This is a genomic window from Bacillus cereus group sp. Bc010, assembly GCF_027716745.1.
Taxonomy (GTDB): Bacteria; Bacillota; Bacilli; order Bacillales; family Bacillaceae_G; genus Bacillus_A; species Bacillus_A pacificus.
In genome coordinates, this window is sequence record NZ_JAQFUY010000004.1 from 32,840 (window position 1) to 51,038 (window position 18,199).

An 18,199-nucleotide genomic window follows, 5' to 3' on the forward strand; every position below is an offset into this window, starting at 1 on the left:
GGATGGAAGTTTCACTTTAATAGTAGAAATGAGGAGAGATGATGGGAAAAGTATATATCGTTGGAGCGGGCCCTGGTGATCCAGATTTAATTACTGTAAAAGGATTGAAATGCATTGAGAAAGCAGATGTTATTTTATACGACCGTCTCGTGAATAAAGAATTGCTTTCTTATGCAAAGCCTGAAGCGGATTTAATTTATTGCGGAAAACTACCAAATTATCACACGATGAAGCAAGAGACAATTAACACGTTTCTTATTAAATATGCGAAAAAAGGAAAAGTTGTAACGAGGCTAAAAGGTGGCGATCCATTTGTATTTGGTAGAGGAGGAGAAGAAGCTGAAGCGTTAGCAAAGCAAGGTGTACCGTTTGAAATCGTTCCTGGTATTTCAGCTGGAATAGCTGCTCCTGCTTATGCTGGTATTCCAGTGACACATCGTGATGCAAGTGCAAGTTTTGCTATTGTGACAGGGCATAGAAAAGAAGATGCTGAAGAGGATGTGAAGTGGGGAAATTTAGCGAAAGGTGTAGAGACTTTAGCTGTATATATGGGGGTTAGCAATTTACCCTACATATGTGAGCAACTGATAAAGCATGGAAAAGATAAAAGTACGCCTGCTGCTATTATTGAGCGGGGAACGACATCTATGCAGCGTACAGTTGTTGGGACGTTAGGAACAATTGTAGATGTTGCGAAAAAAGAACAAATTCAAAATCCAAGCATGATTGTAATTGGAGAAGTCGTCCGTTTTAGAGAAAAAATCCATTGGTTTGAGAAACAGACAGAAAGTACGTATCAAGTAAGTGGAGTGTTATAAAATGAAAGCCATCTTATATATATGTCATGGAAGTCGCTTGAAAGCAGCGAAAGAAGAAGCGGTTGCATTTATTACGTCATGTATGAACCGTGTAGAGGCAAGTATTCAAGAAATTTGTTTTTTAGAGTTAGCGAGTCCAACTATTGATGAAGGGTTCCGTACATGTGTGAAGCGTGGTGCTACAGAGATTATTATTATTCCAGTTTTTTTATTAGCGGCAGGTCATGTGAAAAAAGATATCCCGTTTGAATTGGAAAAGTTAAATAATCAATATCCAAGTATAAAAGTGACCTATGGTAATCCATTTGGTGTATCAGAAGCACTTATAAAATCAGTGTATAGAGGAAGTGGCATTGAACAGGAAGATAAGAATGAAGTGACGTTACTTCTCGTTGCAAGAGGGAGCAGTGATCCTGAAGTATTAAAAGATATAAACTGGATTGCTTCTTTATTTCAAACGGAAGAGAAGATTAAGAAAGTAGAAGTTTGTTACTTAGCGGCTGCCGAGCCGAAATTTGAGGAGAAGTTAAAGGAAGTTGTAGAACGAAAAGAAAAAAATATCGTTGTGCTACCTTACTTGTTATTTACAGGTTTACTTATGAAACATATTGAAAAAGAAGTGCGCCAATATGAGCGAGATGAGATAAAAATAAGTCCGTATTTAGGAAAGAATGAAGCGTTTCAGTATATGTTAATTCAGAAAACGAAGAAATTATTGAAGGGAGATCAATATGTATCCACTTACAGTGCGAGTTGAGAAGAAACGTGTTGTTGTCATTGGTGGAGGGAAAGTCGCGGGATTTAAAATTATTCCTTTACTAAAACAAGGTGCAGATATAGTTGTGGTAAGTCCTGAATTGGATGCGAATTTAGTGAAACTTGTAGAAGAAAAGAAAATTCGTTGGTATCAAAGGGAGTATGAAAAAAGTGATATTAATGGTGCTTTTTTAGTTGTAGCAGCGAGTAGTGATGCCGTATTGAATGAAAAGGTTGCTGAAGATACGGCAGAAAATCAGCTGGTAAATGTTATTACGAATCCGGAAAGTGGAAATGTTCATTTTCCGGCGGCGTTTCATCGTGGGCTACTTAATATAGCTGTTTCTACTGGAGGAGCGAGTCCGAAACTTGCAAAAAAAATTCGAGATGATATCGCAAATAAATATGATGAGACGTATGAATCGTATCTTGATTTTTTATACGAAGTTAGAATAAAAGTGAAAGAATTACAAATAGAGAAAAGAGAGAGAAATATATTGTTGCAAGAGGTATTGAAGTCGATATATGTTCAAAATGAACAAAAAAGAGAATTGTTTTTACAAGAATTAGAGAGAAGAGTTCATATAGGATAATAAATAAATTGTACTTTACAACTATAAGAATATAATTTATAATCACAAGTAACTTCAATAGATGAAATCGATGAGCAAGAAGAGTATGTATATTTGATACGTTCAGAGAGCTGGGGTAAGGTGTGAGCCCGGTACGATAAAATATACAGAATGGGCTTGCGAGAGGTATGTTGAACATTGTAGTAGGCAACCCGGGTTCCGCCGTTAAAAGGATAGAGTATCGGAGTTTTTCCTGTACTTGAACAAGTGGGATTTATCAATCCAATTGAGGTGGTACCACGGTATTAACATTACATATATCGTCCTCTACATGCATATTTGCGTGTAGGGGACTTTTTTATTTTCTAAAGGAGGTGTGCGAGTATGAAATGAAAGTGTATAATTAATAAAAGTTTAAATATTCAGAAAAGGAGAATTTATGATGAAAGAAACACAGCAATGGACGTCGAAAATAGGCTTTGTACTCGCAGCAGCCGGAGCCGCAGTAGGTCTTGGTGCAATATGGAAATTTCCATATGTTGCAGGTAATGGCGGGGGAGGCGCATTCTTCCTTGTATTTTTACTATTAACTTTATTTATAGGTATGCCACTCCTTTTAGCTGAATTTGTTATTGGGCGTAGTACGCAAAAAGAGGCAGTTACAGCGTATAAAGTATTAGTGCCAAATAGCAAGGTATATCCTTGGATTGGTCGCATGGGAGTTGTTACTTGTTTTAGTGTACTATCTTTTTATAGTGTTGTAGGTGGATGGATTTTACTTTACTTATACTATAGTGTGACAGGAAGCTTCTGGAATGGAGTGACTGATTATGGGCAATTATTCGGTGAGACGATTTCAAATCCAGTAAGCGCGATTGGAGCGCAATTTGTCTTTATGCTTTGTACGATTTTTGTTGTAAGTAAAGGTGTAGAGAAAGGGATAGAAAAAGCAAGTAAGTATATGATGCCGCTATTATTTATTTTGTTTATTGCAATTATTGTTCGTGCGTTAACACTGGATGGTGCTTTTGCTGGGGTAGAGTTCTTCTTAAAACCAGATTTTTCAAAGCTGACAGCAGATACGATTTTATACGCGATGGGACAATCATTCTTCTCGCTAACAGTTGGGGCCTCAGTAATGGTCACGTATAGTTCCTATTTGAAGAAAGAAGAACATTTAGCAAAATCAGCAACATCTATTGTAAGTTTAACTGTTTTTATTACAGTACTTGCAGGATTAGCGATTTTTCCGGCGATTTTCGCATTAGGTGTTAAGCCGACTGAAGGACCGGGGTTACTATTTATCGTCCTTCCAGCGGTATTTGCGAAAATACCATTTGGACAATTTTTCTTCATTATGTTTTTGGTGTTATTCTTCTTTGCAACGTTAACATCTGCGATTTCCATGCTTGAAATTGTAGTAGCATCTGTTGCGAAAGATAACGAGAAAAAGCGTCCGTCAGCATCGTTATTAATTGGTATTCTAATTTTTGCGGTTGGAATTCCGTCAGCATTATCGTTTGGTATTATGAGTGATGTGAAAATATTTGGGAAAACATTCTTTGATTTAGTCGACTTCTCAGTAAGTAACGTATTGCTGCCGTTAGGGGTACTAGCTATTTCGCTATTCGTACCAAATAAAATGAGTAAAGAAATGTTAATGAAAGAATTAGAAGTTACGGAAACGAAAGGGAAAACATTATTTAATATTTGGTTCTTCTTACTTCGTTATGTTATTCCAGTAACCGTAATTATTGTATTTTTAAATGTGATAGGCGTATTTAAAATGTTTGCATAATAAAGTGAAACTTTAATCAGTGGGGGTTTTCTTCATCCCGCACTGATTATCATCCCTCACCAATCGGACTTTAATGGGCAGCCGCCCCCCACCTAACTTCTTTGCTTTCGCTGCATTTTGAGGTGGGGGTCTTACTGCCCATTAAAGTGGGATAAAAAGACGGAGAAATCTCCGTCTTTTTATTATGTTGTAGGTGTATTTAATAAACGATTATATGCTTTATAGGCTGTGACGACTGCGAGGAATGATCCGATTAAAAATAAAACTGAGCCGCCAAATGTAAATATCCGGCCAATAAAAGTCTCTCTAGCTTCTTGTATTTCTTGTTGTAATTGTGTATTCATATAATTCACCCCGTAAACTATAGGCATTTAGTTGTAGTCTATGTGGAATGCCTATAGTGTGTGAAGGGGAAATAAAAAACTCGGTATGCACCGAGTTTTTTTATAATCCGATATAAGGAGATGGATCAACTGCGTTTGTCTTACCGACATTCCATTCTCCAAGATGAAGTTCAAAGTGTAAATGTTGTCCGTATGATTGGCCGGTATTCCCCATAAATCCAAGTTGAGTTCCTTGTTTTACAGTTTGTCCATTCGATACAGAACGGCTACTCATATGAGCATATACTGTTGTATATGTTTTTCCGTTAATACGGTGAGATAAGTACACAACATTTCCGTAACTAGATGATAATTCTGAGCGAATAACAACGCCATCTGCAGCGGCAATAATTGGAACAGTTCCTGAAGCAGCGATATCGATTCCTTTATGGTTATCAATAGAGCGCACGCCAAAACCAGAAGTTTTTGATCCAGCTGCTGGTTTAATAAATCCACCGATGTTTGTATCGTGTGGTGTTGGGGCCGCTTGAGCTGTTTGAGCAGATGTAGCAGCTTGTTTACGAGCTTCTTCCGCCTTGCGAGCTTCCTCGGCTTTACGAGCTTCTTCTGCGCGTTTTTCTTCTTCAATTGCCTTTTGAACAGCTTGACGCTGATTTTCTAAAATGCCTTTAGATTCTTCTAATCCTTCAATCTCTGAATCTACTTTTGCTACTTTCGTATGTAGATCGCTAATAAGAGTTTGTTGCTGTTGTTGGTTGTTTTGTAATTCTTGTTGTTTTTGTTCTAATTTTTGCTCGGATTCTTTCAGTTGTTGCTCTTTTTTTTCAACAGCCTCTTTTTCTTTCGTCACAGCATCTTGGTCATTTGTTTGTTTTTTCACAATATCAGTATCGTTGTTTAAAATTAAACTGACAGAGTACATATTATCAACAAGATCAGCAATGTTTGCAGAATTTGTTAATACTTCCGTAATGATATTTGTGCGAGGTTTTTCTTGCATAGATTGCAGTCGTTGCTTAATAACTTCCTGACGTGTATCTATGTTTGTTTGTAATTGCTCTATATGTTTCTTTTTTTCAGTAATTACTTGTTGTGTTTTACTAATTTCTTTTTTTGTATCGTTTAATTCAGCTTCGTTTTTATTAATAGAAGTAGTTAAATCGTCGATTTTCTTTTGTAATTCTTGAATTTCTTTTTCTATTTGTTCTTTCTCGGCTGATTTATTTTGTAAGTCATTTTGTTTTCCTTCTAATTCAGATTGAATATTAGATAATTTATCTTGATTCGTTTCAGCGTATGCGGGTGAAAGTAACGGGGAAGCGAAAATCGTTCCTGCTGCTAAAACGCTGAACGCTACAAATTTCTTTTTCATGGTTGTCTGGCTCCTTTCCCTATGAATGTTATATATCATAAGAAGAAGAGTGTCTATCGTTGTAACCATAATGTAAAGAAAATTTTATAAAATTACTAAGTTTTGTCGGAATTTATCATTTTTCAGCGATAAATTTCACTGCAGATGCATTTTTTATATTTGTGTAACAAGGGTGTATTTTTAGAGTTTCTTGTAAAATAAAGGAAAAAGTGAAATTGTTTTATGTAGTGAAATATTAGTTATACATTTAATAAAACACTGGTAAGGAATCGTTCTCATGTTAGGTTTTCTGACATGGGTTTTATTTTTGTCAAGAAAATTATTTGCGTTCGGGCAAACTTATTTTGTTGTCAGATTTTAAATTTTGATTTATGATTTTTAACAGGGACAAAATGTAGTGAATTGTCGAATAATATGTAATACTCTTAATTTCAAGTTTTATAGAGATAGATAGAATGAGAGATAGAGTGAAACATCGAAGAGGGGGTTACAACAAATATGAAAAGAATAGGACTTGCATGGCAAATTTTAATTGGTCTTGCGCTAGGTATTGCAGTTGGGGCGATTTTCTTTGGCAATCCGGCAGTGGTGAGCTATTTACAACCAATTGGTGATATTTTTATCCGATTAATTAAAATGATCGTTGTACCGATTGTTGTAGCGAGTATTGTTGTTGGGGTTGCTGGTGTTGGCGATGTTAAAAAATTAGGTCGACTAGGCGGAAAAACAATTATTTACTTTGAAATTATTACAACAATTGCAATTATTGTCGGTCTATTAATTGCGAATATTTTCCAACCGGGAAAAGGCGTGAATATGGAGCAGTTAACAAAGACAGATATTTCGAAATATACACATACGACAGAGCAAGTACAAAGTCATTCGTTTGCAGATACATTTGTAAATATTGTTCCAACAAACATTGTAAAGTCATTAGCTGACGGAGATATGCTTGCTATTATATTCTTCTCTGTATTATTTGGTTTAGGTGTAGCGGCAATTGGTGAAAGAGGAAGACCGGTTCTTCAATTTTTCCAAGGTGTAGCTGATGCAATGTTTTACGTAACAAACCAAGTTATGAAATTTGCACCATTTGGTGTATTTGCGTTAATTGGAGTTACAGTTTCTACATTTGGTCTTTCTTCATTAATTCCATTAGGGAAATTATTAATTGTAGTATACGGAGCAATGATTTTCTTCGTTGTAGTCGTATTAGGAATTACAGCGAAAATATTTGGAATTAACATTTTCCAATTCTTTAAGATTTTAAAAGATGAACTGATCTTAGCGTACTCTACAGCAAGTTCAGAAACAGTTTTACCAAAAATCATGGAGAAAATGGAGAAGTTTGGTTGTCCAAAGGCAATTACATCTTTTGTTATTCCGACAGGTTATTCATTTAACTTAGATGGATCAACTTTATATCAAGCAATTGCGGCTATTTTCTTAGCACAAATGTATGGTATTGATTTATCTATTACACAACAAATTACATTATTACTTGTATTAATGCTTACATCAAAAGGTATTGCGGGTGTACCTGGCGTATCATTCGTTGTATTATTAGCGACACTTGGTACAGTAGGTATTCCAGCTGAAGGTTTAGCCTTTATTGCTGGTATTGACCGTATTTTAGATATGGCCCGTACAGCAGTTAACGTTGTAGGTAACTCTTTAGCAGCTGTAGTTATGTCTAAGTGGGAAGGTCAGTATGACGCTGAAAAAGGACAAGCCTACTTGAAAGAAATTTCTAATAAGCAAGCAGCTTAATTATAATTTGAACAAGCTCTCACATAATATGTGGGGGCTTTTCTATATAGAAAGGGAGCAGACGAAATGAAACGTAAATATGGTGACGGTTCTTCGTGGAAGCGACTAATAGAGAGGGATTATACTGTTAAGCAAATAGAAGAAGGAATGCTAGGAATACTGGAAATAAAAAAGGTGAGAGAACCTAGTTTTAAAGCATATGATGGTAAGGAACTTTGTATTGCTGGTAATCAGTATACGTGGATTCAATATTTCATAGATGGGAAAAACTTTGCGATTACAGCTATGTTAGATGATCAGAAAAAATTAGTGCAATATTATATCGATGTGGCGAAAGAATATGAAATAGATGACTGTGGCTTACCATATTTTGATGATTTATATTTAGATGTAGTGTTATTACCGAATGGTAAAATGTATGTACTCGATGAAGATGAGCTAGAGGATGCTTATAAAAGTGGCGATGTTACAAAAGAAGAGTATGAGTTAGCTTGGTACACTACGAAATGGATCATAGCTGCAATAAAAAATAGTGAATTTTATTGGATTTCAATATTGGAAGAAGAAATCAAAAAGTTAAAATGATTATTGTATTCAAATTTTTGTATAATTACCAAAAAAATCTATACAAAAAATAATTGACTTTTGTTTTGTAAGCGAGTAAAGTTAGGGAAGAAATTATTATTAAAAAATAAATATGAAACCTTCTTATAAAGAGAGGCGGAGGGACTGGCCCTACGATGCCTCGGCAGCGGACTCGATTTCAGAGTGCTGTGCCAAATCCAGCAAGCATATGCTTGAAAGATGAGAAGAGCGTTTCTTATAGATGTATAAGACCTCTTCTCGTTGGAAGAGGTCTTTTGTTATTCATTAGAAAAAGGTTGAAACTAGGGAGAGATGGTACTTTGAAAGAAACGAGAGGAAATGGTTTGGCATTATTACCACTTGGGATATTTTTGGCGCTATTTATTGGTTCTGGAATTATTACAGGTGATTTCTATAAATTGCCGATACTTGTAGCAATTTCAATTGCTGTAGGAGTCGCTTTAGCAATGAATCGTAAAGAAAGTTTTCATGTAAAAGTGGAACGATTTGCTAAAGGTGCAGGGAACCCAGACATTATGATTATGGTTCTGATTTTTGTACTGGCAGGAGCATTTTCTGAAACAGCAAAAGGGATGGGTGGCGTTGATTCTACAGTTAACTTAGCGTTATCGATTTTACCACAAGGATTTATCGTAGCTGGCATTTTCGTTATAGGAGCATTTATTTCATTAGCGATGGGAACTTCAATGGGAACAATTGCTGCATTAGCACCAATTGCTGTAGGTATTAGTGGGCAAACTGATATCTCAATTGCACTTACGATGGCTACTGTTGTTGGCGGAGCGATGTTTGGTGATAATTTATCATTTATTTCAGATACAACAATCGCAGCTGTACGTTCACAAGGAACAGAAATGAAAGATAAGTTTAAAACGAACTTTTTAATTGTATTACCAGCAGCTATTATTACAATTGTACTATTAGTAATCATTACTTTAGGAAGCGATACGCAGATTAAAACGCATAGCTTTGACTGGATAAAGATTTTACCGTATGCAGGAGTACTTATTACAGCGCTACTTGGTTGGAATGTACTTATCGTGTTAACTGGTGGAACTGTACTATCTGGGGTTATCGGTCTTTTAGATGGAAGTTATACGTTAGAGAGTTTCTTTAAAAGTGTAACGACTGGAATGGGCGGTATGATGGAGTTAGTATTACTTGCTATTTTAATTGGCGGTATGGTCGAATTGATTCAATATAATGGTGGCATTCAATATTTAATGAATATTTTAACGCGTAACATTCGTTCAAAAAAAGGAGCAGAGTTCGGTATAGCTGGTTTAGTAGGTATGACGAATATGTGTACAGCGAATAATACCATTTCTATTATCTTTACAGGTCCGCTTGCGAAAAACATTGCAGATCAATATGAAATTGATCCTCGTAAATCAGCGAGTGTATTAGATCTTTTCTCGTGCTGTGTGCAAGGGTTAATTCCGTATGGTGCGCAAATGTTAACAGCAGCAGGATTTGCGGCGTTATCTCCAATTGAACTGTTACCATATGCGTTTTATCCAATCTTAGTTGGCGTATGTGGAATCATTTCTATATTAATTGGTTTCCCGAGGTTTTCTAAAGTAGCGGAAAAAAAGAGTATCATAAAACAGCATAATGAAAATGAAGTGTATGAAAAGTAACGAAAGCCGTACAGAGAATGTTCTCTGTACGGCTTTTTATGTGCGGGAAAAGAGTGAACGATCCCATGCTACCGTATGTTTTTACAAAAGGCTGAATGCAACTCGGTCTTAAGTCTGAGTTAAAAACGGTTCTTAAGCTCGTTATGGAAAAAAGAAAAAATAGTTAAGATAAGAGTATCAAATCGAAGGGAGGCAAGCACAAGATGAAACAATTTCTAGCGTTTATCGCGGCTGGTATTTTAGCTTTAATTGCTCTTGGTAGTCTTGCTGGTATTGTAGGATTCGCAATCGGAGCAGGAGTTGTGTACTGGAGCTATAAATCATTTGTGCGAGCACAATCATTTTTTGGAAAGTTAGCTTGGGGTATTGTTGGTTTGATCGGCTTGTCCATCGCCCTTTCTCATTCCCCAGCATTAATCGGTATAGCAGCATTAGTAGTTTTATACTACGGATACCGTGAGTGGAAAAAAGAAAAAGATGTAGTTGTTGATTCTGCTCCAGAAAGTTCTAAACCATATAGCAACTTTGAAGATGAGTGGAACAAGTTAATGAAAAACTAATATAAAATCAATCAAATCAAATTTATAAAGTAGAAGAGAGGAAGATTATAATGAAACAATCTTTATTCGGACGTGTACGCGATGCAATTTTAGCAGATTTTCATAATGTGTTAGATGAGAAAGAAAGAAAAAACCCAATTGCTATGTTAAACCAATATTTACGTGATAGTGAGCGTGAAATAACAAAAATTGAGAAGTTAATTCAGCGTCATAAAACATTAAAATCTAACTTTGCTCGTGAGCTTGAGCAAGCACGTTATTTCGTGAATAAAAGATCTAAGCAAGCGATCATCGCTCAAGAAGCAGGCGAACTACAACTACATGAGCGTGCATTAGAAGAAGTAGCTTATTATGAAGGGCAAGTAACTCGATTAGAAGAAATGTATGCAGGTGTTGTAGAACAAATTGATGAGCTAGAGCGTCGTCTTTCTGAAATGAAAAATAAATTAAAAGAAATGCACGCAAAACGTATGGAATTAATGGCACGTGAAAATATGGCACATGCAAATCGTCGTATGAATACTGCGATGCATAAAATGGATGAAAATAATCCATTCTTACGCTTTGAAGAAATTGAAGATCATATTCGCGACTTAGAAACTCGTATGAACGAGGAGCATGAACGTGACACATTTGATATGAAGATTGCAAAGCTGGAGCGTGAAATGAAAGAAAAGAATGATGTATCGTTAGCGAAAGAGTTAACAAAATAATAGTAGTATATTATAAAACAGGCTTATGATATAGTGATAGGAGAAAAGGTGTTGGAAAGCAATGCCTTTTCTTCTATGTATATGTGACAAGAAGGGGGGAGCTGAAATGAAGAAACATTTTTCAAAGACACAATTAATGGGGATGCTCCTCATCATATTTGGATTCGGTCTTTTTCTTGATATGATACTTGGACATTTTGAACCAGGTGGTCTCATTTTTGCATTTATTATGCTTATGTTTGGAAGGCATTATCGTAAAAAGAATCGTTATGTACGGGGAAATGTATTTTTATTTGTCGGTGGTATCGTATTTTTATTCTTCTTATTTTCATCAGCAGCATTTGTTCTTGTCGTATTTGCTTGTTTAGCTTTAATTGGTTATCAATTGATTCAACAAGGGCATCAGCAAAAAGCAATGAAGGTTGAAATTAAAGAAGAAGGGATTATAGACGAAGAGAAGCAAATATATCGTACAGAACCATATTTAAAAAATATGTTTGTAGGCAATGTACGAATGATGGATCATATTTATGAACTTGAGGATATTAATGTTCAATATGGTGCTTGTGATGTGGAAATAGATTTAACAACTGCTATGATTCCAGAAGGAGAAACGGTAATTGTTATTCGGGGTGTCGTTGGTAATATTCGTTTATATGTGCCATATGATATTGAACTGTCTTTAAATCATTCTGTTATTGTCGGACGTGTGCTCTTGCCAGGTCATGAGGAGACAGGGTTTAACCGCAATGTTACATTTAGAACAGAGCAGTATAAAGAGGCTCCTCGTCGTATTAAAATTATTTCTTCGCTTGTCGTAGGCGATACGGAAGTGAGGAAAGTATAATGAAGAAACAAAAAAATATTTCGTGGATGTATATTCGTTATTCTATGTTGTCCTCAGTTAGTATCGCACTCATTTGTACAATTGTATATGTATGGAAAAGCGAGCAACAAGTATATGATTTATTATGGAAGGAATCCATCGCTTCTGTTCCAATTGGCTTGTTTATTATGACTACAAGTTTACTTATCGGGGGGATTGTAGGATATGCAATCGGTTACTATATAGAGCAGCGTATACAAGGATTAAATACGTTTCTATTTGAAGTAGAGCGAGGGAATTTTCCGAGTGATGTTTCGTTTACTGCAGATGATGAATTTCATGAAGTGGAACGAAAAGTAATCGGTCTGGCTCGTCGATTAGAGGAGCAAGCTGGACTCTTTCAAAAGGTAACGAATGAACGAGCTCATTGGAATGAAGAGATGAGACAAGAAGCGATTTCCCAAGAAAGGCATCGATTGGCGAGGGAGCTGCATGATTCTGTAAGTCAGCAGCTTTTTGCAATGTCGATGATGATGTCGGCTATTAATGAACAAGTAGCTGAATTTCCAGAAACGACGAAAAAGCAGTTACAGCTCGTTGAAAATATGGTTGTAAATGCACAGTCAGAAATGAGAGCATTGCTTCTTCATTTACGCCCAGTACAGTTAGAAGGTAAGAAACTAACAGAAGGTATAGAAGAATTATTAACAGAACTATCTAGAAAGCAACGTATGAAAATTGAATGGTTAATTGAACCGATTCAATTAAAAAAAGGTGTAGAAGATCACTTATTCCGCATTGTACAAGAGGCGCTATCTAACACTTTACGTCATGCGAAGGCAAAGAAAACGGAAGTGCGTCTTCGAAAAATTGATCAATATGCAATATTGAAAATTATTGATGATGGTGTAGGTTTTAAAGTAGGAGTGAATAAGGCTGGTTCTTACGGATTAAGGTCAATACAAGAGCGTGTTCATGAAATTGGTGGGACATTAAAGGTACTTAGTTTTCCAAATAAAGGTACACAAATAGAAGTAAAAGTACCGATTATGATTGAGAGAGGGGGAGAATCATGATTAAAGTATTACTAGTGGATGATCATGAGATGGTTCGAATGGGTGTATCAGCATATTTATCAACGCAGCCAGATATTGAAGTAGTTGGAGAAGCTGAAAATGGAAGAAAAGGTTCAGAGTTAGCTTTGCAATTAAGGCCGGATATTATTTTGATGGATCTTGTCATGGATGAGATGGATGGTGTTGAAGCAACACGTGCTATTATTCAAGAATGGCCAGAAGCAAAAATTGTAGTTGTAACGAGCTTTTTAGATGATGAGAAATTGTATCCTGTTATTGAGGCCGGAGCGACAAGTTATTTATTAAAAACATCAAGAGCGAGTGATATAGCAGACGCTGTACGAGCTACTTATGATGGAGAAACGGTATTAGAGCCGAAAGTTACTGGTAAAATGATGTCTCGTATGCGTCAGAAGAAAGAACAACCTTTGCATGAGGAGTTAACAGAAAGAGAGTCTGAAATTTTGTTATTAATTGCAGAGGGGAAAAGTAATCAAGAGATTGCAGACGAGTTGTTTATTGCCCTCAAAACAGTAAAGACACATGTGAGCAATATATTAAATAAGCTAAATGTAAGTGACCGGACACAGGCGGTTATTTATGCGTTTCGACATCAATTGACGAAATGATAAAGTGAAATTTTAACCAGTGGGGTGGTCCCCACTGGTTATTAGTTTGTACAAAATCTTTTTATTGACGCCAATAAATGTAAGCGCTATCATTAAGTTGTTAACAGTACATACAAAGGGGAGAATGTATATGCTAGTTCAAACTATATTCGGTATGGATAAGTCTAAAAAACTAGGGGATTATGTGAACGCATTACAAGCGCTTTGTGAACAATATAATGTTGAAACAGATAAAATTGCAATTGTTGAGGCGACAGAAGAGTACTATTTATTTTTAATAAAGCAAGAAGAGTGCTACGATGTTGTCAAAGTAGAAACAGTGGATACAAATATCGATTATTATACGAAAGCGTATAAAATAAGCAGTTTTAATCATACTGCTTATCAAATGTAAAAAAACTCCCTTTCGGGAGTTTTTTAGGATGCTTTTATTTCACGAGATTCGGTGAGTAAGGGAACTTTTTTCGCGCCGCTTAGCTTAGCGATTGTAAGGCCGATAAGAGCTCCGATTAATGCAGGTACTAGCCAACCTATTCCTTCATTATATAAAGGGATAAATTCAAAATATGATGTGATAAATGAAACTGAAATACCACCTTGTTTTAATCCATCAAATACGCTTACGATTGCTGCGCCAATTAAAGCACCTACATAAACAGAGCGATATCCACCGAAATATTTATGCAGTAACGATAGTAGAACAAGTACAATCGCAACTGGATATACAACAAGTAAAATTGGAACAGAGATGGAAATGATTTTTGTTAAACCTAAGTTGGCAACTAATAATCCCAATACACAAATGATACTTGCGAATGTTTTGTATGAAAATTTAGTCAATAATGTTGAGAAATATTGACTACATGCAGATACAAGTCCAACACATGTTGTTAAGCAAGCGAGTGTAACGATAAGAGATAATAAAAGCAGACCATATGGACCGAATAATTGTTGTACGATCACAGTAAGTAATTGTCCACCATTCTTTGCATATCCGAGCGAGACACTAGTTGCACCGAGCCAGCCAAGCGCACCATATACAAGTACGAGGCCAGTAGCAGCAATAAGTCCAGCTTTGGCTGTTGCGATGGCAATGGATTTACGATCCTTTACACCTTTAGAGCGAATGGTATTTACAACGATAATGCCAAATGCAAGTGCTGAAATGGTATCCATCGTTAAGTATCCTTCCATAAAGCCTTTGAAAATCGGAGAAGTTTGATACTCTTGCATTGCAGGTCCTGATTGTCCAAGTGGTGTAAATACACTTTTAACAAACAATAAGAAAATAGAGAGTAATAAAATAGGTGTTAATATATTTCCGATACGATCTACAAGTTTAGATGGATTCAAACTCAGCCAATATACGATAGCAAAGAAGATGATTGTATATGCAAAAAGTGCTAGGCTGCTAGAGCGAATCGTTTCTGGTAAGAAAGAACTAACGCCCATTTCATAAGCGACATTTGCAACGCGTGGAATACCCATAGAAGGACCAATGGCGATGTATACAACTACCGTAAAGAATATTCCGAATAATGGGTGAACATGACTTGCAAGTTGCTGCATACCATTTCCTGATAAAGAAATTGCGATAACTGTTAGTAGTGGTAAACCGACTCCTGTTAGTAAAAATCCAATCATTGCCGGCCAAAAGTTTTCGCCTGCATTTTGTCCAAGCATGGGAGGGAAAATTAAATTACCTGCCCCAAAAAATAAAGAAAATAGCATAAGACCCGTGAAAAAAATATGTTTTTTTGATACAGTGTTCATTGTTTTTCCTCCTTTTTTAAAATTCATTTGTAAGAACACAAAAAACTCGTCCCTAAAGAAAGGGACGAGTTATATTTACCCGCGATACCACCCTAATTTATACATGTAGAAATAATTCTATATGTATACGGCTCTGCAACGTACAACATGATACGTGTTCCTTGTAACGGGGGACAGCCGGTAAGAACTTACTATAACATTCGGTTCTACTTCTCGGAGATGATTTTCGGCTACGCACTGAACGTTGGCTTTCAGCAAATCGCCAACTCTCTGGGGGACAGTCCTATAACGTACTCGTTCTCGTCAATGAATTTTTATTCAAGTATTCTGAAAGTATTGTTACATTTTTTTTTTAGAAAGTCAATATATTTTTTAATAAAATATATATATGTGGAAATGTTATTTGTTTTGGAATGAATAGTTGATGTAAATTGAATTGTAAAACAGAAGTAAAAATTTGCGGAGAATTGTAAAATTTATAGAGAAAGTTGATATTTATAGGAGTAAAGAAGGGATTGTTTGAATTTAGAGAGAATAATACAACAATCCACTTGCTGGAAAGAACAAACCAAAAGAGGTGACTGAAATGCTTGCGATGGGAGTATTATTTGGCATTATTGCTATAATTGGTTTTATGTGGTTATATTATTCGCGTTCGTTTAAACAAGCAGAAGTTTTACTCTTTCAAAAAGGTAGTTTGTTGACAAATCAGTCTAGATATTTAGTATGTCCGAAGTGTGGAAGTGCACAGGCCAGAAGTGGAGGATATCAAGAGTGTTGCAAAATTAGATTATGAAAGAAGGAAGCCTCACATTATTTTGTGAGGCTTCCTTCCTTACAACTTCATGGCGCTCCAAATGGTCCAACGATCTCTTTCGATAATAGGAGAGACGTTTTGTAAGGCGGTCTTTACTTGTTGTAGAAGTTGAGAAAGTTCACAATCTGTTAGTTCATATAGAATGGATCGGCCTGTTCGAGGTGATAAATCTTGCAATAATGCCTGTACAGAACCATGTATTTTTCGTATCTCCCATTGTGTTTGAGTCGGGAAAACGTGAAGAAAATATTTTTGTAATTCTTGCTGTATCGTGGTGGTTTTTGGACGTCTTTTTGATTCTATTTCAATGAGTTTTGGGAAGATAGAGAAAAAATATCCACGGATGTGTTCGGGACTTCCAGGGATCGTACAATCTTCAATAGTTCGGTCTTGTACAATAAGTACACCGTTTTTCTTTAATATACGAGAAGCTTCACGTAGAAATGTAGGAACGTCTTGTAAATGATGAATAACTGCGCGCGAAATAACAATGTCGAATGTATCATTAGGATATGGGACGCTATGTGCATCACCTTGAATGAAAGAAATGTTTGAAAATCCGCTACAATTTTCTTTTGCAGCCTGTAATATTTCTTTTGAAAAATCAAGCCCAACAACACTTTCTGCTCCCATAAGAGCAAGTTCTTTCGTATAAATCCCGCCACCACAGCCGATATCAATTATTCGTTTATTTTGTACGTCTGTAATATTTTTTATCATTTCTCTCCAAGAAATATGGGCGTTTCGCTGTGCGTATGTGTATTTATTATTTGCATCGTGAAAATTAATGGACATGAAAAAGACCTCCTTTCAATGCTTAGTATAGCGTATTTTATAGTGTGTCACGTTTTTGTTTTTTGTATGAAGATTATAAGAGTTTCTTATTGTAAAAGGAGGATTAAGTTGAAAATGAAATATGTATTGCTGTTATTTGTTATGTTACTAGCATCTTGTAGTCAAGTTGAGCAAAAAAAAGAAACAAAAAAAGTGGAAGAGACGGTGAATGAAGTGAAAGAAACAATAGAGGTAACCGTTATACAAAAAAAACATAAAGAGAAAAAGTTACAGGAATCAGAAGCTAAGGTAGTAATAGACATTATAGATAAAGCTGAGAAACAAGAAATAACAGGTAGCTTTGGTGAACCTGAATATGAAATACAAATTAGTAGAGATGGGAAGAAAGAAACGTATTATGCATGGCTAAGAGGAGAAGACAGACGAGGATGGGTACAACATAAGAAAGCTATGTATATGCTGAATAAAAAAGATACAGAAAAGCTTTTGGCTATATTTCCAAATGTATCAGAACAAAAAGAAGATGAAACACAGGCAGGTCCTTTAACGGAAGTAACAAAAAAAGATTTGCAGATTACCGCGTTCCATATTAAAGCGGGCGATCAAAAAGTGAATTATACAGTACGGTATACGATTTCACAATCACTATACAACAAGTTAGAGAAGGAACAAGAATACTATTTGCAGGTCATTTTTCCAGAAAAAGTTCAAAAATTAATTGGAGCAAAAGAGAGTGGAAAAATCTTAGGAGAAAAGGTAAAGGAAGGATATAAACAGTATGAATTGCATGCTACTGTTCCGGTACAAGGTGCTTCAGAATCACAATTAAAGTCATTAGAAACATATTATGAAAATTATGATTTGAAAATATTAAATAGTAAACAAGAAAAAATAGGTGTTTTTCAAAATATTATTCAAATTGTTAAAGATTATGGTGAAAAAATGAATTTACAAAGATAAGGTGAAACGTTATTCGAGATAAACTCCTCAATTCTATATGAACTTTCCTAGGAAATGATAATAGAGAGGGGAACCCCCCCTCTCTATTACTTTGCTTTTGCAGATGGCTCATTCATTGATTTTCGTGTAATAAGAAAAGAAATCATAAGAGCGGAAAGGATGATAAGAGCAATAAATACGTGATTGGGCAACAAATCTAATAGTAACACGTAACTAACGGTATAAAAAATAAGAGTTGAGGCTAAAAAAGATAGAGCTCCTATTATGAGAGATTGTAAATTCAATTGTGCGCACCTCCTTTTATTTATATTTTTGGCTAAAAATGGATTATATAAACATTATTTCTAACAATAGAAAAAAATATGTCATAATAG

Annotated in this window: 20 protein-coding genes, 1 riboswitch and 2 other annotated features; of the genes, 15 read left to right on the forward strand and 5 right to left on the reverse strand. The window is 35.6% G+C overall.

The window, feature by feature from the left end:
- Positions 1-41: 41 nt before the first annotated feature.
- The 4 genes from cobA to PDQ68_RS07120 all read left to right on the forward strand — a co-directional run bounded on the left by cobA (position 42) and on the right by PDQ68_RS07120 (position 3,944).
- Complete coding sequence (gene cobA, locus PDQ68_RS07105; RefSeq protein WP_061183993.1) at positions 42-818, forward strand: uroporphyrinogen-III C-methyltransferase; 777 nt, start codon at positions 42-44, stop codon at positions 816-818.
- A gap of 1 nt (position 819) precedes the next feature.
- Positions 820-1,575 carry a sirohydrochlorin chelatase gene (locus PDQ68_RS07110; protein WP_061183994.1) on the forward strand — a complete coding sequence of 252 codons (756 nt, stop codon included), beginning with the start codon at positions 820-822 and terminating at the stop codon, positions 1,573-1,575.
- Complete coding sequence (locus tag PDQ68_RS07115) at positions 1,550-2,167, forward strand: NAD(P)-binding protein (protein ID WP_000283349.1); 618 nt, start codon at positions 1,550-1,552, stop codon at positions 2,165-2,167. Before PDQ68_RS07110 ends, PDQ68_RS07115 begins: the two co-directional genes overlap by 26 nt.
- Before the next feature lie 61 nt (positions 2,168-2,228).
- Positions 2,229-2,477, forward strand: a binding site (T-box leader).
- A gap of 111 nt (positions 2,478-2,588) precedes the next feature.
- Positions 2,589-3,944 (forward strand): sodium-dependent transporter, encoded by a 1,356-nt coding sequence (locus PDQ68_RS07120; RefSeq protein WP_016716991.1) that lies wholly within the window; start codon positions 2,589-2,591, stop codon positions 3,942-3,944.
- A 182-nt stretch (positions 3,945-4,126) separates the two neighbouring features.
- Here PDQ68_RS07120 and PDQ68_RS07125 read toward each other — a convergent pair whose 3' ends face one another.
- Both PDQ68_RS07125 and PDQ68_RS07130 read right to left on the reverse strand, forming a co-directional pair.
- On the reverse strand, positions 4,127-4,288 hold the full coding sequence (locus tag PDQ68_RS07125; RefSeq protein ID WP_001095994.1) for a hypothetical protein: 162 nt from the start codon (positions 4,286-4,288) through the stop codon (positions 4,127-4,129).
- Positions 4,289-4,388: 100 nt separating this feature from the next.
- A complete protein-coding gene (locus PDQ68_RS07130) occupies positions 4,389-5,660 on the reverse strand; it encodes a murein hydrolase activator EnvC family protein (protein ID WP_000726431.1) in 1,272 nt (423 codons plus the stop codon).
- A 498-nt stretch (positions 5,661-6,158) separates the two neighbouring features.
- On the opposite strand from PDQ68_RS07130, the gene gltP reads away from it, so the two are divergent.
- The 9 genes from gltP to PDQ68_RS07175 all read left to right on the forward strand — a co-directional run bounded on the left by gltP (position 6,159) and on the right by PDQ68_RS07175 (position 13,874).
- Positions 6,159-7,430, forward strand: coding sequence for a glutamate/aspartate:proton symporter GltP (gltP, locus tag PDQ68_RS07135; RefSeq protein WP_000821138.1), 1,272 nt, complete (start codon positions 6,159-6,161; stop codon positions 7,428-7,430).
- Positions 7,431-7,496: 66 nt separating this feature from the next.
- Positions 7,497-8,015: a ribonuclease FAU-1 family protein gene (locus PDQ68_RS07140; protein WP_000824671.1), complete on the forward strand. Its 519-nt coding sequence runs from the start codon at positions 7,497-7,499 to the stop codon at positions 8,013-8,015.
- A 120-nt stretch (positions 8,016-8,135) separates the two neighbouring features.
- Positions 8,136-8,241, forward strand: a riboswitch (SAM riboswitch).
- 94 nt (positions 8,242-8,335) lie between these two features.
- Positions 8,336-9,676 (forward strand): Na+/H+ antiporter NhaC family protein, encoded by a 1,341-nt coding sequence (locus PDQ68_RS07145; RefSeq protein ID WP_153016953.1) that lies wholly within the window; start codon positions 8,336-8,338, stop codon positions 9,674-9,676.
- A 203-nt stretch (positions 9,677-9,879) separates the two neighbouring features.
- Positions 9,880-10,236, forward strand: coding sequence for a lmo0954 family membrane protein (locus PDQ68_RS07150; protein ID WP_000808648.1), 357 nt, complete (start codon positions 9,880-9,882; stop codon positions 10,234-10,236).
- Between the two features lie 50 nt (positions 10,237-10,286).
- Positions 10,287-10,949, forward strand: a complete 663-nt coding sequence (locus PDQ68_RS07155) for a PspA/IM30 family protein (protein WP_061183995.1) — start codon at positions 10,287-10,289, stop codon at positions 10,947-10,949.
- A gap of 106 nt (positions 10,950-11,055) precedes the next feature.
- Positions 11,056-11,796, forward strand: coding sequence for a cell wall-active antibiotics response protein LiaF (gene liaF, locus PDQ68_RS07160; protein ID WP_000716091.1), 741 nt, complete (start codon positions 11,056-11,058; stop codon positions 11,794-11,796).
- Positions 11,796-12,851 carry a sensor histidine kinase gene (locus tag PDQ68_RS07165; RefSeq protein WP_270786642.1) on the forward strand — a complete coding sequence of 352 codons (1,056 nt, stop codon included), beginning with the start codon at positions 11,796-11,798 and terminating at the stop codon, positions 12,849-12,851. The genes liaF and PDQ68_RS07165 overlap by 1 nt, the downstream gene beginning before the upstream one ends.
- Positions 12,848-13,480, forward strand: a complete 633-nt coding sequence (locus tag PDQ68_RS07170; protein WP_000598709.1) for a response regulator — start codon at positions 12,848-12,850, stop codon at positions 13,478-13,480. Before PDQ68_RS07165 ends, PDQ68_RS07170 begins: the two co-directional genes overlap by 4 nt.
- Positions 13,481-13,535: 55 nt before the next feature.
- Positions 13,536-13,874: a DUF3922 domain-containing protein gene (locus PDQ68_RS07175; RefSeq protein ID WP_410973882.1), complete on the forward strand. Its 339-nt coding sequence runs from the start codon at positions 13,536-13,538 to the stop codon at positions 13,872-13,874.
- Positions 13,875-13,897: 23 nt separating this feature from the next.
- Here the strand turns inward: PDQ68_RS07175 and brnQ3 are convergent, their stop codons facing one another.
- A complete protein-coding gene (gene brnQ3, locus PDQ68_RS07180) occupies positions 13,898-15,253 on the reverse strand; it encodes a branched-chain amino acid transport system II carrier protein BrnQ3 (RefSeq protein WP_061183996.1) in 1,356 nt (451 codons plus the stop codon).
- A gap of 57 nt (positions 15,254-15,310) precedes the next feature.
- Positions 15,311-15,569 (reverse strand) — a binding site (T-box leader).
- Between the two features lie 270 nt (positions 15,570-15,839).
- On the opposite strand from brnQ3, the gene PDQ68_RS07185 reads away from it, so the two are divergent.
- Complete coding sequence (locus PDQ68_RS07185) at positions 15,840-16,049, forward strand: hypothetical protein (protein ID WP_000880630.1); 210 nt, start codon at positions 15,840-15,842, stop codon at positions 16,047-16,049.
- Positions 16,050-16,088: 39 nt separating this feature from the next.
- On the opposite strand, the gene PDQ68_RS07190 is transcribed toward PDQ68_RS07185, so the two are convergent.
- Positions 16,089-16,865 (reverse strand): class I SAM-dependent methyltransferase, encoded by a 777-nt coding sequence (locus tag PDQ68_RS07190; RefSeq protein WP_061183997.1) that lies wholly within the window; start codon positions 16,863-16,865, stop codon positions 16,089-16,091.
- 108 nt (positions 16,866-16,973) lie between these two features.
- Between PDQ68_RS07190 and PDQ68_RS07195 the strand changes: the two genes are divergently transcribed.
- A complete protein-coding gene (locus PDQ68_RS07195) occupies positions 16,974-17,825 on the forward strand; it encodes a YhfM domain-containing protein (protein ID WP_000782993.1) in 852 nt (283 codons plus the stop codon).
- A gap of 86 nt (positions 17,826-17,911) precedes the next feature.
- Here the strand turns inward: PDQ68_RS07195 and PDQ68_RS07200 are convergent, their stop codons facing one another.
- Positions 17,912-18,109 (reverse strand): hypothetical protein, encoded by a 198-nt coding sequence (locus PDQ68_RS07200; RefSeq protein WP_001053353.1) that lies wholly within the window; start codon positions 18,107-18,109, stop codon positions 17,912-17,914.
- Between the last annotated feature and the right edge of the window lie 90 nt (positions 18,110-18,199).

What these genes read in the sequence shown, in the direction of transcription:
- brnQ3 (WP_061183996.1), bottom strand. Translation starts at nt 15,253, where the DNA reads ATGAACACTGTATCAAAAAAACATATTTTTTTCACGGGTCTTATGCTA.
- PDQ68_RS07150 (WP_000808648.1), top strand. Translation starts at nt 9,880, where the DNA reads ATGAAACAATTTCTAGCGTTTATCGCGGCTGGTATTTTAGCTTTAATT.
- liaF (WP_000716091.1), top strand. Translation starts at nt 11,056, where the DNA reads ATGAAGAAACATTTTTCAAAGACACAATTAATGGGGATGCTCCTCATC.
- PDQ68_RS07130 (WP_000726431.1), bottom strand. Translation starts at nt 5,660, where the DNA reads ATGAAAAAGAAATTTGTAGCGTTCAGCGTTTTAGCAGCAGGAACGATT.
- PDQ68_RS07110 (WP_061183994.1), top strand. Translation starts at nt 820, where the DNA reads ATGAAAGCCATCTTATATATATGTCATGGAAGTCGCTTGAAAGCAGCG.
- PDQ68_RS07165 (WP_270786642.1), top strand. Translation starts at nt 11,796, where the DNA reads ATGAAGAAACAAAAAAATATTTCGTGGATGTATATTCGTTATTCTATG.
- PDQ68_RS07170 (WP_000598709.1), top strand. Translation starts at nt 12,848, where the DNA reads ATGATTAAAGTATTACTAGTGGATGATCATGAGATGGTTCGAATGGGT.
- PDQ68_RS07185 (WP_000880630.1), top strand. Translation starts at nt 15,840, where the DNA reads ATGCTTGCGATGGGAGTATTATTTGGCATTATTGCTATAATTGGTTTT.
- PDQ68_RS07125 (WP_001095994.1), bottom strand. Translation starts at nt 4,288, where the DNA reads ATGAATACACAATTACAACAAGAAATACAAGAAGCTAGAGAGACTTTT.
- PDQ68_RS07140 (WP_000824671.1), top strand. Translation starts at nt 7,497, where the DNA reads ATGAAACGTAAATATGGTGACGGTTCTTCGTGGAAGCGACTAATAGAG.
- PDQ68_RS07155 (WP_061183995.1), top strand. Translation starts at nt 10,287, where the DNA reads ATGAAACAATCTTTATTCGGACGTGTACGCGATGCAATTTTAGCAGAT.
- PDQ68_RS07120 (WP_016716991.1), top strand. Translation starts at nt 2,589, where the DNA reads ATGAAAGAAACACAGCAATGGACGTCGAAAATAGGCTTTGTACTCGCA.
- cobA (WP_061183993.1), top strand. Translation starts at nt 42, where the DNA reads ATGGGAAAAGTATATATCGTTGGAGCGGGCCCTGGTGATCCAGATTTA.
- PDQ68_RS07115 (WP_000283349.1), top strand. Translation starts at nt 1,550, where the DNA reads ATGTATCCACTTACAGTGCGAGTTGAGAAGAAACGTGTTGTTGTCATT.
- PDQ68_RS07190 (WP_061183997.1), bottom strand. Translation starts at nt 16,865, where the DNA reads ATGTCCATTAATTTTCACGATGCAAATAATAAATACACATACGCACAG.
- gltP (WP_000821138.1), top strand. Translation starts at nt 6,159, where the DNA reads ATGAAAAGAATAGGACTTGCATGGCAAATTTTAATTGGTCTTGCGCTA.